A 23223-nucleotide genomic window follows, 5' to 3' on the forward strand; every position below is an offset into this window, starting at 1 on the left:
GCTAGAGGTCGAGCGGGTCCAGCACGTACGGCATGTCGAGGAAGGCCAGGGCCGGGCCCTGCGCCGAGCCGAGGCGGACCGACGCCGCTTCGATCGCGGCCAGCTTCATTTCGACCAGCGCGTCGACGCCGCCGTTGCCGTTGGCCGCGGCGTTGACGATCATGCCGCATGGCTGCTCGGGGTCGGCCGTGGCGAACACTTCCGCGCCGGCGGCGGCCGCCGGGTCGGGGATGCTGACCAGCGTCGTGCGGCGCTTCAGCTTGCCGAGGTACTGGCTGCGGGCGACGATTTCCTGGCCCGGATAGCAGCCCTTTTTAAAGTTGACGCCGCCCAGCAGCTCCAGATTGACCATCTGCGGGACGAACTGCTCCTGCGTGGCCTTGGCGATCTGCGGGATGCCGGCGTGGATTTCCGACAGGTGCCAGGCCTGGTTGCCGCCGACGGTGAGCCGGTCGGCCAGTTCCGCCGCCACCGTCTGCGCGACCTCGGCCGACAGCAGCCACTGGTAGCGCGCGGCGCCGAAGGCGTCCGCCACGCGGAGCAGGGTGCCCAGCGGATGATCGATCTTGGTGAACGGTTTGGCGGGCAGGGTGTCGAACCACGTTTGCAGCACGGCTTCCGCCAAGCCGCCGCCCAGGCCGAGCACGACCTGGTTGGCGGGCGCCTCGGTGGCGTCGCTGAGTTTGGCTTTGGCGCGCAGCACGAACATCGACAGCCGCTTTTGGACGGCGACCTGGATGTCGCGCGATAATTGCAGGAAGATAGTCGTCTCGTTGCGCCACATCAGGAAGGAGGCCAGCAGGCGGCCCTTGGGCGAGCAGTAGCCGGCCAGGCGAACGTCGCCCGGGCCGAGGTGCTCGACGTCGTTGGTGAGCTGGTTGTGCAGGAAACTGGCCGCTTCCTCGCCGTCCAGCGCGATCAAGCCCTGGTCGGTGATGAGGGCCACAAACCCGACCGCCAGCGTGGTGGGCGTCAGCGGGGCGGCCGGCTGTGCTAAAAGTTCATTCCAAGAAGACATAATTTCCAATAGTTTGACGATTAAAGCATTATCATTACGGGCTCATTATAGTGATGTCCCGAAGATCGCGTCGGACACCGCGCAAAACGCGGTGCTGGCGGTCCGGTCCGAGAAGTGGCAAGCTGTACCCGATTTCAGTTGATCCTACAATCCGGCTCGAACAATGGCATTTATCAAAAAAATAATTACACTCTGCGTTCTCCTGGCAATCGCCGGCGGCGGTTACTTCATGTACTGGTCGCAGGCCCCGATTATCGTCGGCGACGTCGAACCGATACCCTTCACCATCATTCCGGGCAGCGGCGCCCACGCGGCCGGCGAGCAGATCTCCGACGCAGGCATTCCGATGGGGCCCTTGCTGTTCAACCTGCTGGCCCGCGTGACCAATAAAAGTGGCCGCCTGAAGGCGGGTTCCTACGAGCTCAAGCCGGGCACCACGCCGCTCAAGCTGATCGACCAGCTGGTGCGCGGCGAATTCGCGCAAGAACAGTTGACCATCATCGAAGGCTGGACCTTCCGCCAGATGCGCGCGGCGATCGCCGCCCATCGCGGCCTCAAGCACGACACCGTCTCGCTGAGCGACCAGGAGGTGATGAACGCCATCGCCTCCGAATACAAGCAGCCCGAGGGCTTGTTCTTCCCCGATACCTATCTGTTCGCCAAGGGCGCCAGCGACCTGCAGATCTACCGCCAGGCCCACACGATGATGCTCAACCGCCTGGCCTCGGCCTGGGAAAAGCGCGATCCGGCGCTGCCCTACAAGAACCCGTACGAGGCGCTGACGATGGCGTCCATCGTCGAGAAGGAGACCGGGCAAAAGTCCGAGCGCAACATGATCGCCGCCGTGTTCGTCAACCGGCTGCGGATCGGCATGATGCTGCAGACCGATCCGACCGTCATCTATGGCATGGGGACCAAATACGAGGGCAACATCCGTAAAAAGGACCTGGAGACCGACACCCCGTACAATACCTATACGCGCGCCGGCCTGCCGCCGACGCCGATCGCCTTGCCGGGCGTGCAGTCGCTGGCCGCCGCGCTGGCGCCGGCCAAGACGCAAGCGCTCTATTTCGTCGCGCGCGGCAACGGCACCAGCAAATTTTCCGATAATCTGACCGACCACAACCGGGCAGTGAATCAGTACCAACGATAAAACTACATGACTCAACACAGCGCCACGCAACACAGCGGCAAATTCATCACCTTCGAGGGCATAGACGGGGCCGGCAAATCGACCCATATCGCGTTCGTCAGCGAATACATCAAGTCGCGCGGCATCGCGCTGGTCAGCTCGCGCGAGCCGGGCGGCACGCCGCTGGGCGAAAAGCTGCGCGAACTGGTGCTGCATGAAAAAATGCACCTGGAAACCGAGGCGCTGCTGATGTTCGCCAGCCGCCGCGAGCATATCGCCCAGGTGATCGCGCCCGCGCTGGCCGACGGCGCCTGGGTGATCTCCGACCGTTTCACCGACGCCAGCTTCGCCTACCAGGGCGGCGGGCGCGGCATGGACCTGGCCAAGCTGGAGGCGCTGGAACAGTGGGTGCATCCGCACTTGCAGCCGGACCTGACCCTGCTGTTCGACGTGCCGCTGGAAGTGGCGCGCGCGCGGCTCGACGCCACCCGTTCGCTCGACAAGTTCGAGCAGGAGAAGGCCGATTTCTTCGCCTCCACCCGCAACGAGTACCTGCGCCGCGCGACCCAGTTCCCCGAGCGTTTCCGCGTGATCGATTCGACGCAATCGATCGCGGATATCCAGTTGCAGATCGGCGCAATACTTGACGATCTACTTTAAATGTAACATCTAAGTATCTGTATCTAAAGACTAATGAGCAATACCATCTACCCGTGGCAAGAATCGTCGTGGACCCAGCTGCAACAGCTGCGGCAGCGCATGCCGCACGCCATCCTGTTCCATGGTGCCGCCGGCATCGGCAAGTCCGACTTTATCGAAAGCTTCGCCCAGGGCCTGCTGTGCGAGGCGGTGCTGCCCGACGGCCACGCCTGCGGCCAGTGCGCGTCGTGCGGCTGGTTCGCGCAGCAAAACCATCCCGACTACCGCCGCGTGCGGCCGGAGGCGCTGGAGGATGAACCCGCCGCCGAAGGTGGCGAGGAAGGCGATGCCGAGACCAAGAAGTCGGCCAAGTCGACCAAGGCGCCGTCCAAGGAAATCAAGATCGAGCAGATCCGCAATCTGGCCGATTTCATGAACATCTCGACCCACCGCCAGGGGCTGCGGGTGGTGGTGCTGTACCCGGCCGAGGCGTTGAACATGCCGGCCTCGAACGCCTTGCTGAAAACCCTGGAGGAGCCGCCTCCAGGCACGGTGTTCCTGCTGGCCTCCAACAGTCTCGACCGCCTGTTGCCGACGATCCTGTCGCGCTGCCGCAAGTTCGCGCTGCCGATGCCGAGCCACGGCGAGGCGCTGGCCTGGCTCAAGGCGCAGGGCGTGGCCGACGCCGACAGCTGGTTGCGCGAGCAGGGCGGCGCGCCGCTGGCGGCGATGGCGCAGGCCGAGACCGGCAATCGCGACGATCTGGAAGTGCTGCTGCAACTGCTGGCGCGTCCAAGCGTCGAGGGCGCGTTGAAAGTTGCTGACAAACTTCAAAAAGTGCCACTGAGCGCGCAGGTATCTTGGCTGCAACGCTGGCTTTATGATTTGTTTTCCTACAAACTGGCAGGTAACATCCGTTACTATCCGCGCTACCAGAAAGAGCTGGCCGGGCTGGCGGACAAGATCCACGTCAGCAAGCTGTTGGCGGCGATCAAGGGCGCCAACGAACGCCGCGCGACCTCCGACCATCCGCTGTCGCCCAAGCTGTTCTTGGAGGATATGTTGCTTGACTATACCGCTTGCTGTGCCTGAAAGGTAATCAATGTCCGCTGCCAGTCCCGTCGATCCGAACACCGTGCCCATCGCGCGGCCGACGGTATTGTCGCTGGCAATCAAGGAAAAGGCGGCGCTGTATGCCGCCTACATGCCCTTCCTCAAGAACGGCGGCATGTTCGTGCCGACGCAAAAACCGTACAAGCTGGGCGACGAGATTTATCTGATCCTGGCGCTGATGGACGACCCCAACAAATATCCGATCGCCGGCAAGGTGGCCTGGATCACGCCGCCTGGGGCGCACAACAACAAGGCGCAGGGCATCGGCGTGCATTTTCCCGACGACGAGAGCGGCCAGCGTGCGCGGCTGCGGATCGAGGAGATCCTCGGCGCCGCACTGAGGTCGTCGCGCGCCACGCATACCTTGTGAGCGACGTTGTCACTAGCCGCGCCGGTCGGCTAGCCCGGTCCGGGGTACAATATCGCCATGTTTATCGACTCCCATTGCCATATTAATTTCCCCGAGCTGGCCGCTCGCATGCCCGAAATCCTGGCCAAGATGGCCGACAACAAGGTGACCCACGCGCTGTGCGTGTCGGTCGACTTGCCGGATTTCCCCCAGGTGCTGGCCCTCGCCAAGGAATATCCGCACATCTACGCCTCGGTCGGCGTCCATCCCGACTACGAGGACACGCCCGAACCGAGCGTCGAACAGCTGGTCGAACTGTCCAACCACCCGAAAATCATCGCCATCGGCGAGACCGGGCTGGATTATTTCCGCCTGCAGGGCGGCCTGGAGTGGCAGCGCGAGCGTTTTCGCACTCACATCAAAGCTTCAAGAATCACGCGTAAGCCATTGATTATTCACACCCGCGCGGCCAGCGAGGACACCATCCGCATCATGCGCGAAGAGGGCGCAGGCACCGAGGCTGGCGGCGTCGCCGGCGTCATGCACTGCTTTACGGAATCGCTGGAAGTGGCGCGCGCGGCCATCGACATGGGCTTTTACATCTCGTTCTCGGGCATCGTGACCTTCAAAAGCGCCAAGGACTTGCAGGCGGTGGCGCTGGAAGTGCCGCTGGAGCGCATCCTGATCGAAACCGATTCGCCGTATCTGGCGCCGATGCCGCATCGGGGCAAGATGAACGAACCGGGCTTTGTCGCCCATGTCGGCGAATATATCGCCAAGCTCAAAGGCATCCCGGTGGAGCAGGTGGCGGAGCAGACTTCCGCCAATTTCTTCAAATTATTCAACGTTGTGGCGTAAGAAGCTCATGTTGATTCTACAGACCGTTCGCCGCCGTTTCCTGCTGGGCATGGTCGCCTTCGCGGCGACCCTGCCGGCATTCGCCGCCGACCAGACCGACGATGAAGTGGACTTTTTCCGCGCCGTCCAGGTCGACTATGTCGCAGGCGTCAAGAAAGTGCTGGCGCGCGGCCTCAATCCCAATGTGCGCGATCCCAGCGGTGAGACGGGCCTGATCCTGGCAATGCGCCACGAAGCGGTCAACGTCGCCACCTTGCTGATGGATCAACCCGGCATCGACCTGGAGGCCAAGGCGCCCAACGGCAACACCGCGCTGATGATGGCGGCGTTCCGCCAGAACAAGCCGGTGGTGCTGGATATGATCAAGCGCGGCGCGCACGTCAATCAAAAGGGCTGGACAGCGCTGCATTACGCGGCGGCGGCCGGCAGTGTCGAGATCACCAACATCCTGTTGGAGCAGCATGCTTACATCGATGCCGAATCGCCGTCCGGCATGACGCCCTTGATGATGGCGGCGCGTGAAGGCAAGGAAGAGGTCGTGGAGTTGCTGTTGAAGCAAGGCGCAGATGCCACGCTGAAGGATGGCGGGTTCAAGCTTACTGCGGCCGAGTTCGCAACGAAGGCGGACAAGCCGTGGATTGCCAAGACCATCAATGCGTTCTTGGCGGCCAAGGGGAAACGCTAAGCCGTGCACCAGCATCATGGTGCAGCGGCCATTGCCGTAGCAACGGACGTTGTTGCGTTCTTGAAGCGACATGGCCAGCTTCGTGCAGCGGATCGTTATAATACAATTGAATACAATTTCTGATAACTTTCTGGCGGAACAGTAGAACTGGCAGGGGTTTCCCACCTAGCTCGCCCCTTTATAGGTGTGCAATCTTAACGATAATAGGTTCACCGTATTGCATCAAAGCACAATGCGCCACAACCAAGGGAAACCATGCTGAACGAACGCGAAATCGAAAGCTGCTATCTGGGGCAATTCATACCAGTCCACTACCATCACAACATGCTGATGGACCAGAACCGTATGCACGGTTTCAAGTCGGCGATCGATTACGCGGTCAAGCCCGGCGCCAAGGTGCTCGAGCTGGGCGGCGGCACCGGCGTGCTGTCCTGGTTCGCGGCGGCCAAGGCGGAGAAGGTGTATTGCGTCGAGTTCAATCCGGACATGGTCAAGGAGGCGCGCAAGATGTTGGCGCTCAATCCCAACGGCGAGAAGGTCGAGGTCGTTCACGCGGACGCTTTCGAGTACCTGCCGCCGGAGCCGGTCGATGTCGTCATCTGCGAGATGATCCATGTGGCGATGCTGCGCGAAAAGCAGGTCGAGGTGATCGAGTCGTTCAAGCGCCGTTATCTGGAGCGTTTCGGCGGCCCGCTGCCGGTATTCCTGCCGGAAGCGGTGATCATGGCGGTGCAGCCGGTTCAGCAGGAGTACGACTTCGAAGGCTTCTATGCACCCATCGTCCAGTTCCAGGAAACCAATGTCGTCTATCCCGGGACGGTGGAGGCCGCGCAGCCGGCCGTCTACAGCATCATCGATTTCAACCAGCCCAACGAGCTGGCTTACGCCTGGCAGGGCAAGTTCGTCATCGAACGCGCCGGCGAGATCAGCGCGATGCGCTTCGTGACCAAGAACGTGTTGGCCGTCGTGGCCGAGCGTTCGACCACCATCGATTGGCTGAACCACTACATGACCTTGCCGCTGGCGACGCCGATCAAGGCCAAGCAGGGCGACGTGCTGCAGGTTAGCTTCCAGTACCGCGCGGGTGGTTCGATCCCGTCGCTGCAGGCCGCGCTGCGCGCCGAGATCCTGCACGATACCGTGACGCAGCCGGCCACGGCCATCGCCGCCTACGCTTAAAAAGTCCCCACGAAGGTCGTTCTGCAGCGTATATTTCGTCTTTTACAGAAAGAGATATATGGAACAGAACGACCAGCGCTACCTCATCCAGCAAAACAAGATCGCCGACGGCGAGACCAAACCTCCGGTGTTCGCCAAAGTCATGCGCAGCAAAGAGGGCGCCTTCGAGGGCGTCTCTTTCATCAAGTCCAAGGAAAAGGCGTCGATCCTGACCATCGAGCAAGCCAACGAGGCGATCGCATGGGCTGGCAAGAAAAAGCCGAACGCCCACGAATACGTGACCAAGATCATCTGCCTGGGCCAGTAATCCGGGCCGGTAAGCCCCGGTTTCTCCTCCGTTTATCCACGAATTCCTGCGATTGATCGCGTTTATACGCAGTTGGTCGCACAGGAATTGTCCGCGTCGCCTTTGCCTTCTACAGTGTCAGCATTGACAATCTCATCACTGGATCGGGGGCTTCTCATGCTGAGTTTTGTGCTGTGGCTGGTTCTGCTGTTTCTGTGCTGGCCGCTGGCCTTGCTGGCGCTGCTGCTGTACCCGGTGTTCTGGCTGCTGACGTTGCCGTTCAGGCTGATCGGGATAGGCGTCGAGGGGGTGTTCGAACTGCTGCGCGCCGTGGTGCTGCTACCGGCGCGCATCCTGCGCGGCTCGCCAGGCCGCTGATATCGGTCAGGCCGGCAACGCCATCCGTGGCCGTTTCTCGGCCAGGCGCGGCGCGCGAGGCGCCTCGTCCAAACGGAACACCCCCACCACCTCGGACAAATGCGACGCCTGCTCGCGCATGCTTTGCGCCGCGGCGGCCGGCTGTTCGACCAGGGCGGCGTTTTGCTGGGTCACATCATCCATCTGAATGATCGCCTCGTTGATCTGCGAAATGCCGGTGGTCTGCTCGGCGCTGGCCAGGCTGATTTCACGCAGGATGCCGGTCACTCGCTGTACGCTGGCCACCACTTCATCCATTGTGCTGCCCGCCTGATTGACCAGCTGGGCGCCGGCGTCGACCTGCTGCACCGAGTTGCCGATCAAGGTCTTGATTTCCTTGGCGGCGGCCGCCGAGCGTTGTGCCAAATTGCGCACCTCGGATGCGACCACCGCGAAGCCGCGTCCTTGCTCGCCGGCGCGGGCCGCCTCGACGGCCGCGTTGAGCGCCAGGATATTGGTCTGGAAAGCGATGCCGTCGATGACGCCGATGATGTCGACGATCTTGCGCGAGGATGCGTTGATCGCGCCCATGGTGTCGACCACCTGCGCCACCACGTTCTTGCCCTTCAGCGCGACCTCGGACGCGGACTCCGCCAGGATGTTGCTCTGCTCGGCGTTCTGCGCGTTCTGCTGGACCGTGCTGGTCAGCTCTTCCATCGACGACGCTGTTTCCTCCAGCGCGCTGGCCTGACGTTCGGTGCGCGCCGACAGGTCCATATTGCCGGTGGCGATCTGGACCGAGGCGGTCACCATCGTGTCGGTGCCGGTGCGGACCTGGCCGACGATGTCCGTCAGGCTCTGGTTCATGTCCTTGAGCGCACTCATCAACTGGCCGGTCTCGTTGGTCGACGTCACTTCGATGCGCGCCGACAGATCGCCGTCGGCGACGCGCCGCGCCATGCCCACCGCGCGGTTCAGCGGCACGGTGATGCTGCGGCTGGCGCTCCACGCGATCAGCAAGGTCAGCACCACGGTGACCACGGCGATGCCGATCATCAGCCGGGCGGCCGAGGCGAAGCCCAGCTTGGTCTGTGCGGCCTCGTCCTTCATGCGCTCGGCTTGCACCATGCTCATTTCGCTGAGCAGGCTGACGTAGTTGCGTTCGTTCTGCGCGATGGTGGTCGTCAGCAGCGTGCGGGCCTCGTCCTGTTTGCCTTGGTTGACCAGCTTGACCAACGACGTCTGCCCTTCAACGTCGACCTTGCGGGCGGCAACGATGCCGGAGAACAGCTCGCGTGCCTTGGGGATGTTGAGGACCTTGTCCATTTTGTCGAGCAGTTCGCGGTTGTTGGCCCGCAGTGTGTTCAACGTGTCGACCTCGCGCTGCACGGCGGCCGCGTCGCCGGCCAGGGTGACGTTACGCATGTGCTTGTGGATGTTGGCGACGTTGTATTTGACGTTGTTGATCAGTTCAATCTTGTAGTAGCGGTCGTCGATGATATTGTGCAGACGCTGTTCGGCCGACGACATGCCCGCCATCGCGATGGCGACGACGATGAGCAGCAAGGCGACGACAAGTCCGAAAGCCAGGCCAAGCCGTGCGCTAATTTTTAAGTTTGCGAATTTCATTATTCCCCCAAGTGCGCTACGTATGGACGCTGCGAATCCGGTTCCGCCAAGTGGTCTAGTGGCCGGTCAGGGGACCGGGCGCGCCAAATGGGCGGGAAACCGAAAGTACCCGCAAGAGCGGATGCCGAGGGAAAATATAAGTCAGTTTCATGCCGCGAGGCAATGAGAATTTTGTGCCAAATTCGACACAGGAAAAATCCGCAAAGCCAGCTACACAGCGGCTTTGCGGCTTGTTTGACAATCTTTAGAAATCGACCTTGAAGCCGCCGCCGATGGATTTTTGCGCGTAGTTATAGTCGATCAAACTTTGGCCGTAACCGCTGAAGACTTGCACATATCCCTTCAGGTTGGCCGATACCGGGAACGCCCAGCCGGCCTGCACGCCGCCATGGTTGGTGTGGAAGTTGCGGCGCGCCGTCACTGACAATTCGTGGCCGTCGAAACGGTAGCTCGCGTTCAGATCGCCATGGCCGAGGTAATCGGTGATGTCGATGTTGTCGTTGTCCGAGCGCGCGTTGTCCAGCCTGCGCCACAGCCGGAAGTTGACGGCGAAGTTGCCCTTCTCGGCGCCCACCTGCGCATAGACGCGGTTCCAGCTGCGCGACAAGGTCGACGTCTGGCCGTTCGACTGGTGCACCAGGCCCAGGGTCAGGAAACGCACGTCGACGCCGCCCAGGTTCAGCGCCAGCGGCGTGGTCAGCATCAGTTCCGGCTGGTAGTTGGTCTCGCGGAACGGGCTCGATTCGGAGCGGTTGTAAGCCTGCCAGAAACTCTCCTGCGTATAGCCGAACCACAGATCGACCGGCCAGCTGAAGGCCTGCTCGATCATCTTCATCTTGAAACTCAACTGGTACATCAACTCCACGTGCTTGGATTTCAGGCCGTCTGGCGAGAATTCCTGAAACGGCGCATCATTGTTGCTGGTGCTGTAGTTCGCCAATAACAGATAGGTGTCGCGGTGCGGACGGAAGTTGAACACGCCGCGCTTGGCCGAGCGGTCCAGCTCCCACCATTGCACCATGCGCGAGACCTTGTCCTGCGGTGGGATGGTGGTCAGCTCGGCGACCTTGGCCGGGATCGCCGCGTCTGCCGGCGCGGCCGGCGGCTCGGCCGGCTGGGTGCTGGCCGGCATGACCAATCCGCCGACCAGTTTGCTGTCGTTGCCGGGGTCGGGCACGCCAACGGCCGCGCCGCCGGCTGCCTGCTTGGTCGGCGTGGTGCGCGCCAGACCGTCGTAGCAGGCGAGGCGTGCGCTGGCGTCGCCCAGTACCGAGCAACGTTCGATGCGTAATTCGAGATCGGCGGCTTGGGGCGGTGCGGCCTGTGCCAAAGCCAGAGCCGGTCCCATGCCTAAGGAGAGGAGAAGGGCGGATTTACGTCGGAGGAGCATGCATTTTTTCCAGGTGAGATGTAAGCTTGCAGTTTATTACACAGACTACATTACTTGCCGTTAGGTATGTCGCACATTAGGAAAGTATTCAGAAAGTAATCAGGGCTTGATTTCGGCAACTATCGCCGCACTTGAGACTACCCAAGCTTAAAGACGTCAAGGAGATTTGTGATGACCCGCAAGACCCCCATCGAGCGTTACCGCAACATTGGCATCAGCGCGCACATCGACGCTGGCAAGACCACGACGACGGAGCGCATCCTGTTTTATACCGGCGTCAATCACAAGATAGGCGAGGTGCACAACGGCGCCGCGACCATGGACTGGATGGAGCAGGAACAGGAACGCGGGATCACCATCACCTCGGCCGCCACCACCGCCTTCTGGAAAGGCATGGCCGGCAATTTCGCCGAGCACCGCATCAACATCATCGACACGCCGGGCCACGTCGACTTCACCATCGAGGTAGAACGCTCGATGCGCGTGCTCGACGGCGCGGTCATGGTGTATGACGCGGTCGGCGGCGTGCAGCCGCAGTCGGAAACCGTCTGGCGCCAGGCCAACAAGTACAAAGTGCCGCGCATCGCCTTCGTCAACAAGATGGACCGCGTCGGCGCGGACTTCTTCCGCGTGCGCGAACAGGTCGCCAACCGCCTCAAGGGCGTGGCCGTGCCGATCCAGATCCCGCTGGGCGCCGAGGACAACTTCCACGGCGTCGTCGATCTGGTGAAGATGCGCGCCATTAACTGGGACGACGAGAGCCTGGGCGTCAAGTTCACCTACGAGGACATTCCCGCCAACTTACAGGCGCTGGCGCAGGAGTGGCACGACAAGATGGTCGAGGCCGCCGCCGAGGGCACGCCCGAGCTGCTGGAAAAGTATCTGGACGGCGGCGTGCTGACCGAGGAAGAGATCAAGACCGGGCTGCGCCTGCGCACCATCCGCAACGAGATCGTACCGATGCTGGCCGGCAGCGCGTTCAAGAATCGCGGCGTGCAGGCGATGCTGGACGCGGTCGTCGAATACCTGCCGTCGCCGCTGGACGTGCCGGCCATCGCCGGTACCGACGAGGACGACAATCCGATCGAGCGGCATCCGAGCGACACGGACCCGTTCTCGGCGCTCGCCTTCAAGATCATGACCGACCCGTTCGTCGGCCAGCTGACGTTCTTCCGCGTGTATTCGGGCGTGGTCAACTCCGGCGACACGGTCTACAACCCGACCAAGAGCCAGAAGGAGCGCCTGGGCCGCATCCTGCAAATGCACGCCAACGAGCGCAAGGAGATCAAGGAGGTGTACGCGGGCGACATCGCCGCCGCCGTCGGCCTGAAAGGCGTGACCACCGGCGACACGCTGAGCTCGCCCGATCATGTCATTGTGCTGGAAAAGATGATCTTCCCGGAACCTGTGATCTCGCAGGCGGTCGAGCCGAAGACCAAGGCCGATCAGGAAAAGATGGGCATCGCGCTCAACCGTCTGGCGCAGGAGGACCCGTCCTTCCGCGTGCACACGGACGAGGAATCGGGCCAGACCATCATGTCCGGCATGGGCGAGTTGCACCTGGAGATCCTGGTGGACCGCATGCGGCGCGAGTTCAGCGTCGAGGCGACGGTCGGCAAGCCGCAGGTCGCCTATCGCGAGACCATCCAGAAGACCGCGAGCGATGTCGAGGGCAAGTTCGTCAAGCAGTCCGGCGGACGCGGACAGTACGGCCACGTGGTGCTGACGCTGGAACCGATGGAGCCGGGCAAGGGCTACGAGTTCGTCGACGCCATCAAGGGCGGCGTGGTGCCGCGCGAGTACATTCCGGCCGTCGACAAGGGCGTGCAGGAAACCTTGCGCAGCGGCGTGCTGGCCGGTTACCCGGTGGTGGACGTCAAGGTGACGTTGACCTTCGGTTCGTACCACGATGTCGACTCGAACGAAAACGCCTTCCGCATGGCGGGCTCGATGGCGTTCAAGGATGGCATGAAGCGGGCGGACCCGGTGCTGCTGGAGCCGATGATGCAGGTCGAGGTGGAAACGCCGGAGGAGTTCATGGGTAACGCCATGGGCGACCTGACGGCGCGGCGTGGCATGGTGCAGGGCATGGACGAGATCCCCGGCGGCGGAGGCAAGATCATCCGCGCGTTGGTGCCGTTGGCGGAAATGTTCGGCTACTCGACGACGCTGCGTTCGCTCACACAGGGGCGCGCCACGTACACGATGGAGTTCAAGCACTACGCGGCGGTGCCCAAGCACATCCTCGACCAGATCGCCGTATCGTCGAAGTCGCGGCATTGATTAGGTAAACGCGCGGTAATCCGTCACGCATGGCGGATTACCGCGTGGTTTCTAATCGAACACTTTCAACTTGAGCTGTATCGACAACGCGCCATACAACCGGTCCTTATACTTCGGCACAAAGGCGACGTTCACCCCCACGCTTTTATATTCAAAACTGGCGGTCGGTATCACCGCTGGGAACCATCCGCCATCGCGCATCTTCGGATAGCCGTTAAACCCGCCCACCACCGCGCCCAGCCGCACCGGTCCGAGCTTGAACGGCTGGTAATACACGCCGATATAGTTCGAATACGCCCGGTCGCTGTTATAAAACCGCCCGGCGGTCGCCGACGCCACCGTCGAAAAACGATACTCCGCCCCCAGGCCAGGATTACTGTCGTTCAAATCCTTGTCGCGGTCGAAGTGATACGAGTAAAACCCGCCATTGAGCCAAACCTCCTTCAGCGGCGCCGATTCGATGGTCTCGAAGGTGTCGGCCGCGGCCGCTCCGGACAGGCAAGCCAGCACTGGCAGCAGCGCGCCGGCCGCGATGGAATTACGCAAACGCTTGATCATCCGAAGCTTTCTTCATTGTTGGTTGAGGACGTTGGATTATAGCGAATGATTGCCTTCCGCTTGATCTGGATTAGAAGTGAAATATTTCACCAAAGCAAAATGATTGTTCCAAACTTAACAGGGGACTGTCATGAACCGTTTCAACCTGCTGACCTACACGGCGGCATTGGCTTTGGCGCTTGGCGCCTGCGTGTCGACCACCAAGCCGGGCGTGGTCGGCGCACAGCGCCAGCAGATGCTGGTGATTTTCGTCGATACCGTCGCTAAGACGGTCAAATCGTGATGCGCCAACCACGCTTTTCCGCATACACCGTCGCCAGCCAAAAAACGGCGGTGAAGCAGGCCGCGAAAGCCAGCGATGCCGCCGCCGGCCCGAGCGACGGCGTGATCGGCGTGGCGAAAACCTGCCGGTACAGCGGCGTCATCACGCCGCTGTAGGCCAGCAGGCAGGTGGCGATCCACGATCCGGCGTAGGCGGCGATGGCGTTGATGCCCATGGCGCGGCCAAGCGGCGGCCAGCCGCGCACGTCGACCAGCTGGTAGGCGAGCGCGATGGCCAGCATGCCGAAGCCGCCGGTCCACAAGACAAACGAAGACGTCCACAGTTGTTTGTTCAGCGGCAGCAGCAGCGACCACATACCGCCCGCAACCAACGCCACAAAGCCGCCGATGGCGAGCTGGCGAATCCGGCCGGCGCGCAGCCAGGCGCCCGCGCGCAAACCCAGGATGAGCGTCGCCAGCGACGGCAGCGTGCTCAATATGCCTTCCGGTTCGTGCGCCAGTCCCGTCGCTGCATCATATTGATAGGACAGTGGCCCGAGCAGCGCGGTGTCGATGCGGTCGGCCAGATTCAGGTTCGGCTCCAGCGAACCGCCGGCGACCAACAGTCCCCAATACCCGAGTAGTATCGCCACCAGGATGGCCCACTGGCCCCGCGCGCCGCGCACATGGATGGCCAGCAGGCCCGCCGCAGCGAAGCAGATGCCGATCCGCTGCAGCACGCCGAGCAGTCGGAACGGCCGTCCATCCATCAGCAGCGTCGAAATGACGTTGAGGGCGAGACCTAGCAGGAAGATGCGCGCGCCGCGCAGCAGCACCGTGCGCGCCAGTGCCCTGCGCGCGAGCGGGCCGGTGTCGCTGTCCAACTGCCGGCCCAGCGCCAGGTGTAGCGACACGCCGACGATCAACAGGAAGGTGGGGAAGATGAAGTCGGCCGGTGTGCAACCGTGCCAGTGTGCGTGCTCCAGCCAGGGGTAAATGTGCGACCAGTCGCCGGCGTTGTTCACCAGGAGCATGGCGGCCACGGTCAGGCCCCGTACGGCGTCGATAGAGTTTATGCGCATAGTTTTTTGTTAGAGCTGCAGCTTGATGTGCATGCGGTTGAGGCCAAAGGCCAGCGCCATGACGATCAGGGCGTACGCCGCCGCCCAGATCAGGCCCGGCAAGCCGGCGCCCAGCACGGAAGGGAAGGCCAGGTTCAGCGTCTCCATCAGCGCGAAAATAATGAAGGGCAGGATGTAGGTGAGCAGGGGATTGGCGGCGGCCGGACGGAAGAACGCCACCCAGCCGCGCCGCTGTTTCAAGTCCACCAGCCAGTACATCGCCGCGAACAGCAGCACGCAGATCGCCGCGCTGTACAGCGCCCAACTCGGGGTGGCGGCGATCTTCGATATCGTGAACCAGGGACGCAGCGCGAACGCCAGCGTCGCCAGCACCGCCGCGAACAGCAGCGCCTTGCCGAAAGGTTCAGCGCGCGGGCGGCCATCCGTGAAGAAGATCAGCGTCGTCAGCACGCCGCACAACGCGATCGCGGTATGGATCGCGTCGCCGGACTGCGCGCCCAATAGCCGCCACAGCGCCGAAGGCTGTGCTGTATTGGCGTTGAAGACGCAGTACCAGGCCACGCAGGCGAGGATCGCCAGCGCGATCGGCAGCGGGCGCGCGCGGGTCAGGCGCCAGGCGATGGTCGCATACAGATACGCCCAGCCGATCAGCCCAAGTATGCCCCACCATTGCGGCGCCAACCTCCCGGTGCCATCCGGTCCACCGCGAAAGACCAGCGCCAGCGCGATTAGTCCAGCCACGCCGGCCAGCCGCAGCGCGAGAGCCAACTGCTTGTTCTCGAAGCGGTAAACAGCCCACACCAATATCGCGCAGGCGTAGAACAGCAGCGACCAAACGTGGATGGTCATGCCCATGGCCGCCTCGTTGTAGCCCGCCTCCGCATTGACCATGAAGACGCCGAACACCAGCAGGCCGGCGGCGCGGGCCAGCACGTGGCGCCACAACTTCCAGCCGCTGTCGCCCGCCGACTGGCGCTGCGCCATCGCGAACGGTATCGACATGCCGACGATGAAAAGGAAGGCGGGGAAGACGACGTCCGGAAAAGTCATGCCGTCGACACCGGCGGCCACGTGCCCCATCCAGGGCGGCATTCCGCTCACGCCCGCCAGCGTGTTCACAAAGATCATGACCAGGATGGTGATGCCACGGAAGGCATCGATAGCAAGTACGCGCAAGAGTCTAATCTTTCTATTTGGATCCTCTAAGATTATCATCTATTTAATCTTTAGATCTATAATCTCGCCGCTAAAAACTCTTTCGTGGACCTCATGATCTCAATCGCCCGCCTGCTGCCGCTGATGCTTGTTTTGCCCCTGGTGCTGGGAGGCTGCGGCGCATCGATGAAACAGCGCATAGAAGCTTGCAAGACGGGAGACTGGAACCAGATCGGCAGGACGGACGGCCTTGACGGCGCTCCGCCGACTTTCGCCGACCGCAAGGACTTCTGCGACGATCACGGCGACGACAAGAAGCCCGCCTCCGCCGATGCCAGCGCGCGCTACACGGCCGGCTGGGAGCAGGGCAACCGGGAGATGTGGTCTGCCGTCGGCGCCATCGATGGCGCCAAGGGTTTGCAGCAATCTCAGTACGCGGTGCGCGCGGCCGGCGAGGAAGTCCGCAAGCGCAAAACGCCCCTGAATCAGGCGGCCTATGACGAAGGCTGGTTGAAGGGGAACTCACAGTATTGGGAAGATATCGGCAAGCGCGAAGGCGCCGAAGGCCTGCCGCTGGCGAAGAAGGAGGACAGCCGCGCGCGTGCCGCGACCGCGCAACTGCGCTTCGACGAAGCGGCTTATACCAACGGCTGGCACGCCGGCAATCGCACCTTCTGGCAGGAAGCCGGTTTCACCGACGCGCGCAACGGCACGCCGGACAGCCGCTTCCGGGATCGCGCGGCGGCCGCGCGCGACGCCGGGGTGCAGATACAGGAGGACGTGTATCGCACGGCCTGGAACGCGGAGATCGTCAACTACTGGCGCAACCTCGGCGCACAGGACGCCGTCAGCGGCAAGGAATTCGGCACACGCGGCAAGGAAGCGCGTCAAAAGGGCTTGAAGGTGTTCGAGTCCGAGTACCGCAAGGCTTGGGAAAAACGCCTGGACGACCACTGGCGCCAGGCGGGCCTCGACGACGGCTACGGAAAACCGTTCATGTTGGAGGAGCGCATCGCCAGCGCCTCGCGCGACGGCGTGTTTGTCATTCCATCGACGCGCGACATGTACACCAAGGCCTGGGAGGAGCAGAACGCCAAATACTGCGTGCCGGAGAACGCCTTCGAACGCGGGCGTACCAACACCGGCATGGCGGTGGAGGTGTGTCGCGGCGAGCTGCGTAACCAGCTAAAGCGTGCCTACGTCAGCGGCCAGGATTTCGAGGTGGCGGCGATGAAGCGCGCGCAGGCACTGAACGACGTCAACGATCTGGAGAGCCGTTTGTATGACGCCAACCGGCGCCTGGGCCGTCTGGAGCGCGACATACGCGGCGCGCAAGACGCGAAAGACCGCCAGGTCAACGAAGAGAGCAAAAAACAAGACCGCCGCCGCGAGCAGGAAAGGCGCGAGCTGATCGACTACATCCGCCGTCTGGAATGGCAGCTGGACGAAGCGCGCCGCTGGGTCGAGCGGCACGACATGCAAATGCAGCGCCTGCGCCGCGAGATATACTAAAAGCCGCCGAAGGGAAAACACTGGCCTCATTTGCGCCGCGACTCCGGCGTTAACCTGACCGCGACTTCGCGTCAATCTGAATCGTGACTTCGGCGTCAATCTAAACCACGTAGGGCTGATTAGCGAAGCGTAATCGGCCAAGCTCCGCCAGCGGCTCACGCCTAAATGACGCCAAGCGCGGGCTGCGCCATCACTACGCCGTTTAACCTGACCTCACAACAGGTGACCCATCTCTCGCGACGGCAGCCCGTAGAGAAACTACCCCTTTCATTTCGGCAACATGGTATTCTTGCCTCGAAGGGCTGAGTGCGACAAAGAGCCGACGTTCGTCCCTGTCCGCGCCCCCGACCGCCTCTCGTTTATAGCTATAAGACGATATGTTTATCGAAGCGGTCAGCTGTCAACTGAGGAATCCAGGATGAAACTCAACCCTGCGGAGGTGCGCGATGCTGGCCTCCTGCTGCAGCGCCAGACCGGACGCACGTTTTGGCATGTGATGTCGATCGGTTGCCAGACCGCGCTCGTGGCGCACTTGCTTTTCGCACTGCTCTTCTATGCGATCGACGTTCCGGTGATGGTCTGGGTCAACGGCGCCAGCATGTTGATCTATGTCGCCGCCCGGCTGGCGCTGAAGCACCGCCGCAACAGCGTGGCAATGGGGCTGATCTGGATCGAAATCATCCTGCACGCCGCGTTGGCCGTGACACTGATCGGTTGGGACAGCGGCTTCCACTATTACCTGATGGTGATGCTGCCCATGATCTTTGTCAGCCCCGGCGCAAAGCTGCGACGCAAGCTGCTGCATGGCGTTGTGCTGCTCGCCATCTACTTGGCGCTCGACGCCTACGCACACGCAAACGCGCCCCCGGTAACGGTGTCGCATGATGTGCTGACGCTGTTGCGCTGGTTTAACGTCAGCGCCGGCTTCCTGATGCTGGGTTTGCTCGCGAATGTTTATTACAAGGCGGTATTGGCGTCGGAACAGCGGTTGCGCGCGATCGCATCGACCGACCCGCTGACCGGCGCGCTGAACCGCCGCGCAATGGTTTATGAGGTAGATGCCGCCGTAGTCGCCGGCGGCGCGTCAACGCTGTTACTGGCCGACATAGACCTCTTCAAGCGCATCAACGACGCCTTCGGCCACGAGGCCGGCGACGGCGTACTGGTGCAGGTGGTGCAGGCGATCGAGGCCAGTGTGCGACCGGACGAACGGGTGGCGCGCTGGGGCGGCGAGGAGTTTCTAATCTGCGTCGCCGGGGGCGCCCAACAGGCTGCCAACATCGCCGAGCGCATCCGCGCCTCGGTTGAAGCGTTGCGGATCGCCGATCATGACCAGCCGCTCTCGGTCAGTGTGACGATCGGCTGCGCTACCCGCCAGCCGGGCGAAACGTTCGAGCACTGCGTGGCGCGTGCCGACGCCGCGCTCTACCGAGGCAAGCAGGCCGGCCGCAACCGCGTGGTGGTTGCTGACCCTTCGCAACCGTTGGCGAAGAGCTGAAGTCGTTTAAGGTACACGCGTCTGAAGAGTAGCGAACAGGTCGGGTTGGTGGAGCATTTTGAACTGGACGACGCTCTCACTTAGTGACATGCCGAATGTGAGGGGACTTGTCGCGCGGCCATCTCTGCCCGGCCAAACGAGATGCCAAACACTAGTTTTATGGCGTCGGGAACGTCCAGCGTGCGCCTTGGTTGTGCTAAGGCTGGCAGGGATGGTATTTCCAAGTTCAGTCCGCTGTCCGCTGTGCACGAGCCAGACATGCATATTGGATCAGTTCTTGTTTTTATAGGTGATGCGACCGCTCAGTTTGATCGTGCCTTGGCCCGTGCTGATGTCTTCAGCGCCGGTCATGTTACCGCCGCCGCTGGCCTTGTTGAATTTCCCCGTGCCGCCTGTCACTTGGAACGTGGCGCCAGTGAATACGAAATTCGACCCTACGCCCGTTGGAACAAACTGACCGCTATAGTCGGCGAAGATCTGGTCGCCGGCTACAGTGAGGACAATCAACTTGCCGGCGCTGAACGTAAACAATGTGCCGCTTTGGGTGATGCAATCATTGGCGATGAATGCCACCGGGCCGGTAAGGGCGCCTTCGCCACGCCCGATGATCACGCCGCCGAACCTGGACGGACAGCGCAGCGACGGGCCAGGAATTTCCGTCAGTGTGCCTTTGATTTCAATTGGCATAGTAACGGAAGAATCAGCCATCGACGCGCTGGAAACAGCGAGCCAAAGGGCGCCGGCAGCGACGCGCAGGGGCAATTTATTCATCGAGCATCTTTCGGGGAGGGGCGAATTTCCAATCATAGAACTTCATTGTGAAAATGACAATCAGACATTGTTTTTTTGTTGTTATTCCGCTCATCTGACCATTATAGTAACGGCGGCTTCGGGAGACTTTTGCCCGGCAGTGACAAAGCGTGAACCTTTTGCATTAGCAAGTTGCTATCCTGATAGTTACCGGCTGGGTCCGACCTTCGCCAATTCACAAGAGTGGAAGTTTTTTATGTTTGAACATCTCCGTAAATGTGTACTTGCACTAGGCTGCGCGGCATTGCCAGCTTTCGCGTGTACGCCGTCCTCTGATTACGAGCCACCTTCAGTTGCGCAGATTTTCGCCACTGCAACATATGTGGTCTATGCGAAGGCAACAGCTTATGAAGAGTCTGCGGATGGCCCCAGGGCCAAAGTGAGCGTAATCGAACAGTTCAAAGGACCTCCTGTAAAAAGCATTGGTGTCCCCGGTCACGGATGTGGTTTGAGTATCTCCATTGGAGAGACAAGGATATTCTTCCTCAACTCATCAGCAAATGGACACGTGATGGCCTATCCGATTGGCAAAAGCGATGCGGAAGTCTTGCACGAGTTACGCGCTCTAGTGCCAGCTGATAAGGCGGATCCTGCTGCACCCAAATCGATGTGATAAATTGGCCGATACTAGACCCGAATGGTTGGCTCCAACCGGCCACTACCGGACGTTCGGAACACACAACAAGTAAGCTTAGGCTATATGCACATTCGACCGTTCCCTTGGAAATCGCTTTTCTTGGCTCCTTTCGCTAGCGTTCCTGCCTTGACGCTTACTGGCTTGGGAAGTTCTGACGCGGGCGCAGTATCCGACTTTGGATGGGGAATTTTCTTTGGGCTCCTACTGGCGGTTCCCGCTTCCTTTGTAGGTATGCTACTTATCGGCATCCCGATTTTCTTGATTTTGCGGCCTCACAAGTACGCGCTGATGCTGGCCACTTGCGCAGCTGGCGTTGCTATACCGTTTCTCATGTTTTTCGGAAATGCTCCTTCAAGAACAACTTTGGGAGCCGTCGCTTCAGGTGTCGCAGTGGCTGCAGCAGCATATTTTTTACGGCCACGTAATGCCTAACCAATTGAACAACCCGACGGCGTACGCGCTGCGCGCTTCAGACGCCGGTTATCGGGAATGTTCAAATGTTGGCAGAACCCGGCCACAAGCGGATAGAATTGGGAAGCCAAGTATGAAACGTAGTCGTTATTTTCTTTTGGTTGGAGCGTTGTTGGGTATTGCTGCTGTCTCGGTATGGGTTTGGCGTGAGATTGCAATTGACCGATGCCTGGATAATGGTGGCCGCTGGGACTATCAGGACTCAACATGTGAAAGTCAGCGATAGTCTGATTCCGGCCAGGAGCAATGGGATGGACTCCTCCTCACCTATCGGCGTCGATGCGCCTAAACTGGAGTTTCGACACAACCAGTTGAGAGAAGGAGTCCACCATGAAGATTATCCGCGTCGGCGTCGATCTCGCCAAGAGCGTCTTTCAAGTGCACGGGGTTGATCGTTGCGAAAAGGTTGTATGGCGCAAAAAGCTGGACCGTGCAGAATGGCTCGGGGCGTTGCTGGAGAAAATTGAGCCGGGCTGCGAAATTGGCATGGAAGCCTGTGGTGGCGCATATCACTGGGCCCGGCAATTGCAGAAGCGAGGCTTCACGGTGAAGCTGATCGTACCGCAATTCGTCAAGCCGTACGTGAAGAGCAACAAGAACGACGCGAACGATGCGGAGGCAATTTGCGAAGCGATGAGTCGTCCGAACATGCGCTTCGTTGCGATCAAATCTGTCGAGCAGCAAGATTTGCAGGCGATACATCGGATTAGGGCTGAGTTATGTAGTCAGCGCAGGGCCAAGGGCAACCAGATTCGCGGCCTATGTTCCGAGTATGGCTTGGTAGCGCCAAGGGAAATGATCCAGCTGCGAGCAGCCGTGCCTTGCTGGCTGGAGGATATGGAGAATGGTTTGATGCTACGGTTCCGTCGAATGCTGCGCGGCTTGTGGCTTGATCTCATGAACCTGGAACTCAGAGTTAAAGAATTGGATCAGGAAATTGAAATTGCGGCGGCTACCGATCCGGTCGCCACCAGGTTGCAGCAGCTGCGGGGCGTCGGCCCGATCATCGCTACAGCGTTTGTGGCCAACGTCGGCGATGCAAATCAGTTCAGCAGCGGCAGACAGATGGCCGCATCGCTGGGGCTAACGCCACGGCAGAACAGCTCCGGCGGCAAGGAACGATTGCTAGGCATTACGAAGCGCGGCGACGCGCAGTTGCGAACGCTGTTGATTCACGGGGCCCGTTCAGTTTTACGAACGGCCGCCAGCAAGAATGATCGGATGAGTCGCTGGGTAACACACATCGCTCAGACGAGGCACCACAACATCGCGGCGGTCGCGCTGGCCAACAAGACGGCGCGTATCGCCTGGGCGATGATGACCAAGGGCACGGACTACCAGCCTGGTCCGGTGGCAGTTTAAGCAGAGAGCAGTTAGTACGTAAAAAGGAGTATCCAACCACGATTGCGAAACAAGCCGTTGATGGCCGACAGGTCGAACCGGCGCCCGCAGAACCCGAGAATGTCTGTGGCCTTCGAGCCCGAAGTAGCGATAGGGAGCCGGCGCGCGAATAGCCCATTATGGGTCCTTGCCCGACGACGGGCAAAGCAGTTAGAGACCGAATATACGTGAGCAGTCGTACCTACAAAGTCAAAGACGGAATGTTTGCAAACGAGGAGGAGTCCATATACGGACTATCAATTGTGAGATTCAACTATACCTACCGCTTGAATATGCCAAATGACGCATGATGAAACGTGATTTCACCGCTCTTGACTCGGCAATCGTTGAAACGCTCACGAACCGTTCGTTCCGGCGTGATGAACGTAAGCGTCGCCCCTGCACCGTCTGTTCATAGCGAGTAGCATCTGCCAAAGTAGTTCCCGTTACTTTTTTAGCGGGAACTACTTTGGACACTGAAGTGGAGTCGGGCAATCGTAGAGGACGGCCAAACTATTCGCCCGAGTTTAAACATCGACTCGCTGTGGCGGCATGCGAGCCCGGTGTTTCGGTATCGAAACTGGCCCAGGATCATGGCATCAACACCAACATGCTGTTCAAATGGCGGCGCGACCTGCGCGCCGGCCTGCTGATTGGACCGGCTACGAGTGAGACCATGCTGCTGCCGGTAGTGCTGAAGCCGTCCTCACCTGCAGCAAAGCCGGCCAGCGGCGCAGCTCGCGGGGGTGCTATCGAGATCACCATTGCCGATGCCACTGTGCGCGTCTGCGCCGGCGCGGACGCGGCGTTGCTGGGTAATCCCCCCTGCAAATGATCGCCATCAGAAGTAGAATTTTCTCAATTAGCTTTTTGAAAGTTCTGCAATGAAGACTTCCCGATTCACCGACAGCCAAATCATCGCCATCCTGAAGCAGGCAGAA

General features: G+C 60.9%; 23 protein-coding genes. 16 read left to right on the forward strand and 7 right to left on the reverse strand.

From position 1 onward, the window contains the following. Position 1: 1 nt before the first annotated feature. Positions 2-1018: a YgfZ/GcvT domain-containing protein gene (locus tag MRBLMU1_RS29440; RefSeq protein ID WP_363509563.1), complete on the reverse strand. Its 1017-nt coding sequence runs from the start codon at positions 1016-1018 to the stop codon at positions 2-4. A gap of 163 nt (positions 1019-1181) precedes the next feature. Between MRBLMU1_RS29440 and mltG the strand changes: the two genes are divergently transcribed. The 9 genes from mltG to MRBLMU1_RS29485 all read left to right on the forward strand — a co-directional run bounded on the left by mltG (position 1182) and on the right by MRBLMU1_RS29485 (position 7637). Further along, a complete protein-coding gene (gene mltG / locus MRBLMU1_RS29445; RefSeq protein ID WP_363509564.1) occupies positions 1182-2171 on the forward strand; it encodes an endolytic transglycosylase MltG in 990 nt (329 codons plus the stop codon). A 6-nt stretch (positions 2172-2177) separates the two neighbouring features. After that, positions 2178-2810 (forward strand): dTMP kinase, encoded by a 633-nt coding sequence (gene tmk, locus MRBLMU1_RS29450; protein WP_363509566.1) that lies wholly within the window; start codon positions 2178-2180, stop codon positions 2808-2810. A gap of 33 nt (positions 2811-2843) precedes the next feature. Continuing rightward, positions 2844-3881, forward strand: a complete 1038-nt coding sequence (locus MRBLMU1_RS29455; RefSeq protein ID WP_363509568.1) for a DNA polymerase III subunit delta' — start codon at positions 2844-2846, stop codon at positions 3879-3881. 10 nt (positions 3882-3891) lie between these two features. Continuing rightward, positions 3892-4272 (forward strand): PilZ domain-containing protein, encoded by a 381-nt coding sequence (locus tag MRBLMU1_RS29460; RefSeq protein WP_363509570.1) that lies wholly within the window; start codon positions 3892-3894, stop codon positions 4270-4272. Positions 4273-4329: 57 nt separating this feature from the next. Next, positions 4330-5109 (forward strand): TatD family hydrolase, encoded by a 780-nt coding sequence (locus MRBLMU1_RS29465; protein WP_363509572.1) that lies wholly within the window; start codon positions 4330-4332, stop codon positions 5107-5109. Positions 5110-5116: 7 nt separating this feature from the next. Beyond that, positions 5117-5794: an ankyrin repeat domain-containing protein gene (locus MRBLMU1_RS29470; RefSeq protein WP_363509574.1), complete on the forward strand. Its 678-nt coding sequence runs from the start codon at positions 5117-5119 to the stop codon at positions 5792-5794. Between the two features lie 255 nt (positions 5795-6049). Continuing rightward, positions 6050-6973 carry a methyltransferase domain-containing protein gene (locus tag MRBLMU1_RS29475; RefSeq protein ID WP_363509576.1) on the forward strand — a complete coding sequence of 308 codons (924 nt, stop codon included), beginning with the start codon at positions 6050-6052 and terminating at the stop codon, positions 6971-6973. A gap of 58 nt (positions 6974-7031) precedes the next feature. Beyond that, positions 7032-7280, forward strand: a complete 249-nt coding sequence (locus tag MRBLMU1_RS29480; protein WP_090318763.1) for a hypothetical protein — start codon at positions 7032-7034, stop codon at positions 7278-7280. 156 nt (positions 7281-7436) lie between these two features. After that, entirely contained in the window at positions 7437-7637 is a 201-nt protein-coding gene (locus MRBLMU1_RS29485; RefSeq protein WP_090318760.1) for a hypothetical protein, read from the forward strand. Positions 7638-7643: 6 nt separating this feature from the next. Here the strand turns inward: MRBLMU1_RS29485 and MRBLMU1_RS29490 are convergent, their stop codons facing one another. Both MRBLMU1_RS29490 and MRBLMU1_RS29495 read right to left on the reverse strand, forming a co-directional pair. Beyond that, a complete protein-coding gene (locus MRBLMU1_RS29490; RefSeq protein ID WP_363509578.1) occupies positions 7644-9245 on the reverse strand; it encodes a methyl-accepting chemotaxis protein in 1602 nt (533 codons plus the stop codon). Between the two features lie 244 nt (positions 9246-9489). Further along, a complete protein-coding gene (locus MRBLMU1_RS29495; RefSeq protein ID WP_414646128.1) occupies positions 9490-10593 on the reverse strand; it encodes a phospholipase A in 1104 nt (367 codons plus the stop codon). A 213-nt stretch (positions 10594-10806) separates the two neighbouring features. Between MRBLMU1_RS29495 and fusA the strand changes: the two genes are divergently transcribed. Continuing rightward, positions 10807-12918: an elongation factor G gene (gene fusA / locus MRBLMU1_RS29500; protein WP_363509582.1), complete on the forward strand. Its 2112-nt coding sequence runs from the start codon at positions 10807-10809 to the stop codon at positions 12916-12918. Positions 12919-12969: 51 nt separating this feature from the next. Here fusA and MRBLMU1_RS29505 read toward each other — a convergent pair whose 3' ends face one another. Continuing rightward, the gene (locus MRBLMU1_RS29505; protein ID WP_363509583.1) at positions 12970-13476 is read right to left on the reverse strand and encodes a hypothetical protein; all 507 of its coding nucleotides are present in this window, start codon (positions 13474-13476) and stop codon (positions 12970-12972) included. Positions 13477-13606: 130 nt separating this feature from the next. Here MRBLMU1_RS29505 and MRBLMU1_RS29510 point away from each other — a divergent pair, with 130 nt between their 5' ends. Continuing rightward, positions 13607-13759, forward strand: coding sequence for a hypothetical protein (locus MRBLMU1_RS29510; RefSeq protein WP_363509585.1), 153 nt, complete (start codon positions 13607-13609; stop codon positions 13757-13759). Here the strand turns inward: MRBLMU1_RS29510 and MRBLMU1_RS29515 are convergent. Further along, on the reverse strand, positions 13749-14819 hold the full coding sequence (locus MRBLMU1_RS29515) for an acyltransferase family protein (protein ID WP_363509587.1): 1071 nt from the start codon (positions 14817-14819) through the stop codon (positions 13749-13751). The two genes, MRBLMU1_RS29510 and MRBLMU1_RS29515, sit on opposite strands and share 11 nt — an antisense overlap. 9 nt (positions 14820-14828) lie before the next feature. Then, positions 14829-15995 (reverse strand): DUF5009 domain-containing protein, encoded by a 1167-nt coding sequence (locus tag MRBLMU1_RS29520; RefSeq protein WP_363509589.1) that lies wholly within the window; start codon positions 15993-15995, stop codon positions 14829-14831. Between the two features lie 93 nt (positions 15996-16088). Here MRBLMU1_RS29520 and MRBLMU1_RS29525 point away from each other — a divergent pair, with 93 nt between their 5' ends. Both MRBLMU1_RS29525 and MRBLMU1_RS29530 read left to right on the forward strand, forming a co-directional pair. Further along, the gene (locus tag MRBLMU1_RS29525) at positions 16089-17486 is read left to right on the forward strand and encodes a DUF2799 domain-containing protein (protein ID WP_363509591.1); all 1398 of its coding nucleotides are present in this window, start codon (positions 16089-16091) and stop codon (positions 17484-17486) included. Positions 17487-17904: 418 nt separating this feature from the next. Continuing rightward, positions 17905-18984, forward strand: coding sequence for a GGDEF domain-containing protein (locus MRBLMU1_RS29530; RefSeq protein WP_363509593.1), 1080 nt, complete (start codon positions 17905-17907; stop codon positions 18982-18984). 270 nt (positions 18985-19254) lie between these two features. Here the strand turns inward: MRBLMU1_RS29530 and MRBLMU1_RS29535 are convergent, their stop codons facing one another. Continuing rightward, on the reverse strand, positions 19255-19755 hold the full coding sequence (locus tag MRBLMU1_RS29535) for a hypothetical protein (RefSeq protein WP_363509595.1): 501 nt from the start codon (positions 19753-19755) through the stop codon (positions 19255-19257). A 235-nt stretch (positions 19756-19990) separates the two neighbouring features. Here MRBLMU1_RS29535 and MRBLMU1_RS29540 point away from each other — a divergent pair, with 235 nt between their 5' ends. From MRBLMU1_RS29540 to tnpA, 3 genes are all read left to right on the forward strand, one after another. Continuing rightward, positions 19991-20407, forward strand: a complete 417-nt coding sequence (locus tag MRBLMU1_RS29540) for a hypothetical protein (protein ID WP_363509597.1) — start codon at positions 19991-19993, stop codon at positions 20405-20407. A gap of 825 nt (positions 20408-21232) precedes the next feature. Further along, positions 21233-22264: an IS110 family transposase gene (locus tag MRBLMU1_RS29545; RefSeq protein ID WP_363509598.1), complete on the forward strand. Its 1032-nt coding sequence runs from the start codon at positions 21233-21235 to the stop codon at positions 22262-22264. Positions 22265-22751: 487 nt separating this feature from the next. Beyond that, complete coding sequence (gene tnpA, locus MRBLMU1_RS29550; protein ID WP_363509600.1) at positions 22752-23117, forward strand: IS66-like element accessory protein TnpA; 366 nt, start codon at positions 22752-22754, stop codon at positions 23115-23117. Positions 23118-23223 lie beyond the last annotated feature (106 nt).

The sequence above is a fragment of the Burkholderia sp. LMU1-1-1.1 genome (assembly GCF_040675865.1).
GTDB lineage: Bacteria > Pseudomonadota > Gammaproteobacteria > Burkholderiales > Burkholderiaceae_D > Rugamonas.

What these genes read in the sequence shown, in the direction of transcription:
- MRBLMU1_RS29440 (WP_363509563.1), bottom strand. Translation starts at nt 1,018, where the DNA reads ATGTCTTCTTGGAATGAACTTTTAGCACAGCCGGCCGCCCCGCTGACG.
- mltG (WP_363509564.1), top strand. Translation starts at nt 1,182, where the DNA reads ATGGCATTTATCAAAAAAATAATTACACTCTGCGTTCTCCTGGCAATC.
- tmk (WP_363509566.1), top strand. Translation starts at nt 2,178, where the DNA reads ATGACTCAACACAGCGCCACGCAACACAGCGGCAAATTCATCACCTTC.
- MRBLMU1_RS29455 (WP_363509568.1), top strand. Translation starts at nt 2,844, where the DNA reads ATGAGCAATACCATCTACCCGTGGCAAGAATCGTCGTGGACCCAGCTG.
- MRBLMU1_RS29460 (WP_363509570.1), top strand. Translation starts at nt 3,892, where the DNA reads ATGTCCGCTGCCAGTCCCGTCGATCCGAACACCGTGCCCATCGCGCGG.
- MRBLMU1_RS29465 (WP_363509572.1), top strand. Translation starts at nt 4,330, where the DNA reads ATGTTTATCGACTCCCATTGCCATATTAATTTCCCCGAGCTGGCCGCT.
- MRBLMU1_RS29470 (WP_363509574.1), top strand. Translation starts at nt 5,117, where the DNA reads ATGTTGATTCTACAGACCGTTCGCCGCCGTTTCCTGCTGGGCATGGTC.
- MRBLMU1_RS29475 (WP_363509576.1), top strand. Translation starts at nt 6,050, where the DNA reads ATGCTGAACGAACGCGAAATCGAAAGCTGCTATCTGGGGCAATTCATA.
- MRBLMU1_RS29480 (WP_090318763.1), top strand. Translation starts at nt 7,032, where the DNA reads ATGGAACAGAACGACCAGCGCTACCTCATCCAGCAAAACAAGATCGCC.
- MRBLMU1_RS29485 (WP_090318760.1), top strand. Translation starts at nt 7,437, where the DNA reads ATGCTGAGTTTTGTGCTGTGGCTGGTTCTGCTGTTTCTGTGCTGGCCG.
- MRBLMU1_RS29490 (WP_363509578.1), bottom strand. Translation starts at nt 9,245, where the DNA reads ATGAAATTCGCAAACTTAAAAATTAGCGCACGGCTTGGCCTGGCTTTC.
- MRBLMU1_RS29495 (WP_414646128.1), bottom strand. Translation starts at nt 10,593, where the DNA reads ATGGGACCGGCTCTGGCTTTGGCACAGGCCGCACCGCCCCAAGCCGCC.
- fusA (WP_363509582.1), top strand. Translation starts at nt 10,807, where the DNA reads ATGACCCGCAAGACCCCCATCGAGCGTTACCGCAACATTGGCATCAGC.
- MRBLMU1_RS29505 (WP_363509583.1), bottom strand. Translation starts at nt 13,476, where the DNA reads ATGATCAAGCGTTTGCGTAATTCCATCGCGGCCGGCGCGCTGCTGCCA.
- MRBLMU1_RS29510 (WP_363509585.1), top strand. Translation starts at nt 13,607, where the DNA reads ATGAACCGTTTCAACCTGCTGACCTACACGGCGGCATTGGCTTTGGCG.
- MRBLMU1_RS29515 (WP_363509587.1), bottom strand. Translation starts at nt 14,819, where the DNA reads ATGCGCATAAACTCTATCGACGCCGTACGGGGCCTGACCGTGGCCGCC.
- MRBLMU1_RS29525 (WP_363509591.1), top strand. Translation starts at nt 16,089, where the DNA reads ATGATCTCAATCGCCCGCCTGCTGCCGCTGATGCTTGTTTTGCCCCTG.
- MRBLMU1_RS29530 (WP_363509593.1), top strand. Translation starts at nt 17,905, where the DNA reads ATGAAACTCAACCCTGCGGAGGTGCGCGATGCTGGCCTCCTGCTGCAG.
- MRBLMU1_RS29535 (WP_363509595.1), bottom strand. Translation starts at nt 19,755, where the DNA reads ATGAATAAATTGCCCCTGCGCGTCGCTGCCGGCGCCCTTTGGCTCGCT.
- MRBLMU1_RS29540 (WP_363509597.1), top strand. Translation starts at nt 19,991, where the DNA reads ATGTTTGAACATCTCCGTAAATGTGTACTTGCACTAGGCTGCGCGGCA.
- MRBLMU1_RS29545 (WP_363509598.1), top strand. Translation starts at nt 21,233, where the DNA reads ATGAAGATTATCCGCGTCGGCGTCGATCTCGCCAAGAGCGTCTTTCAA.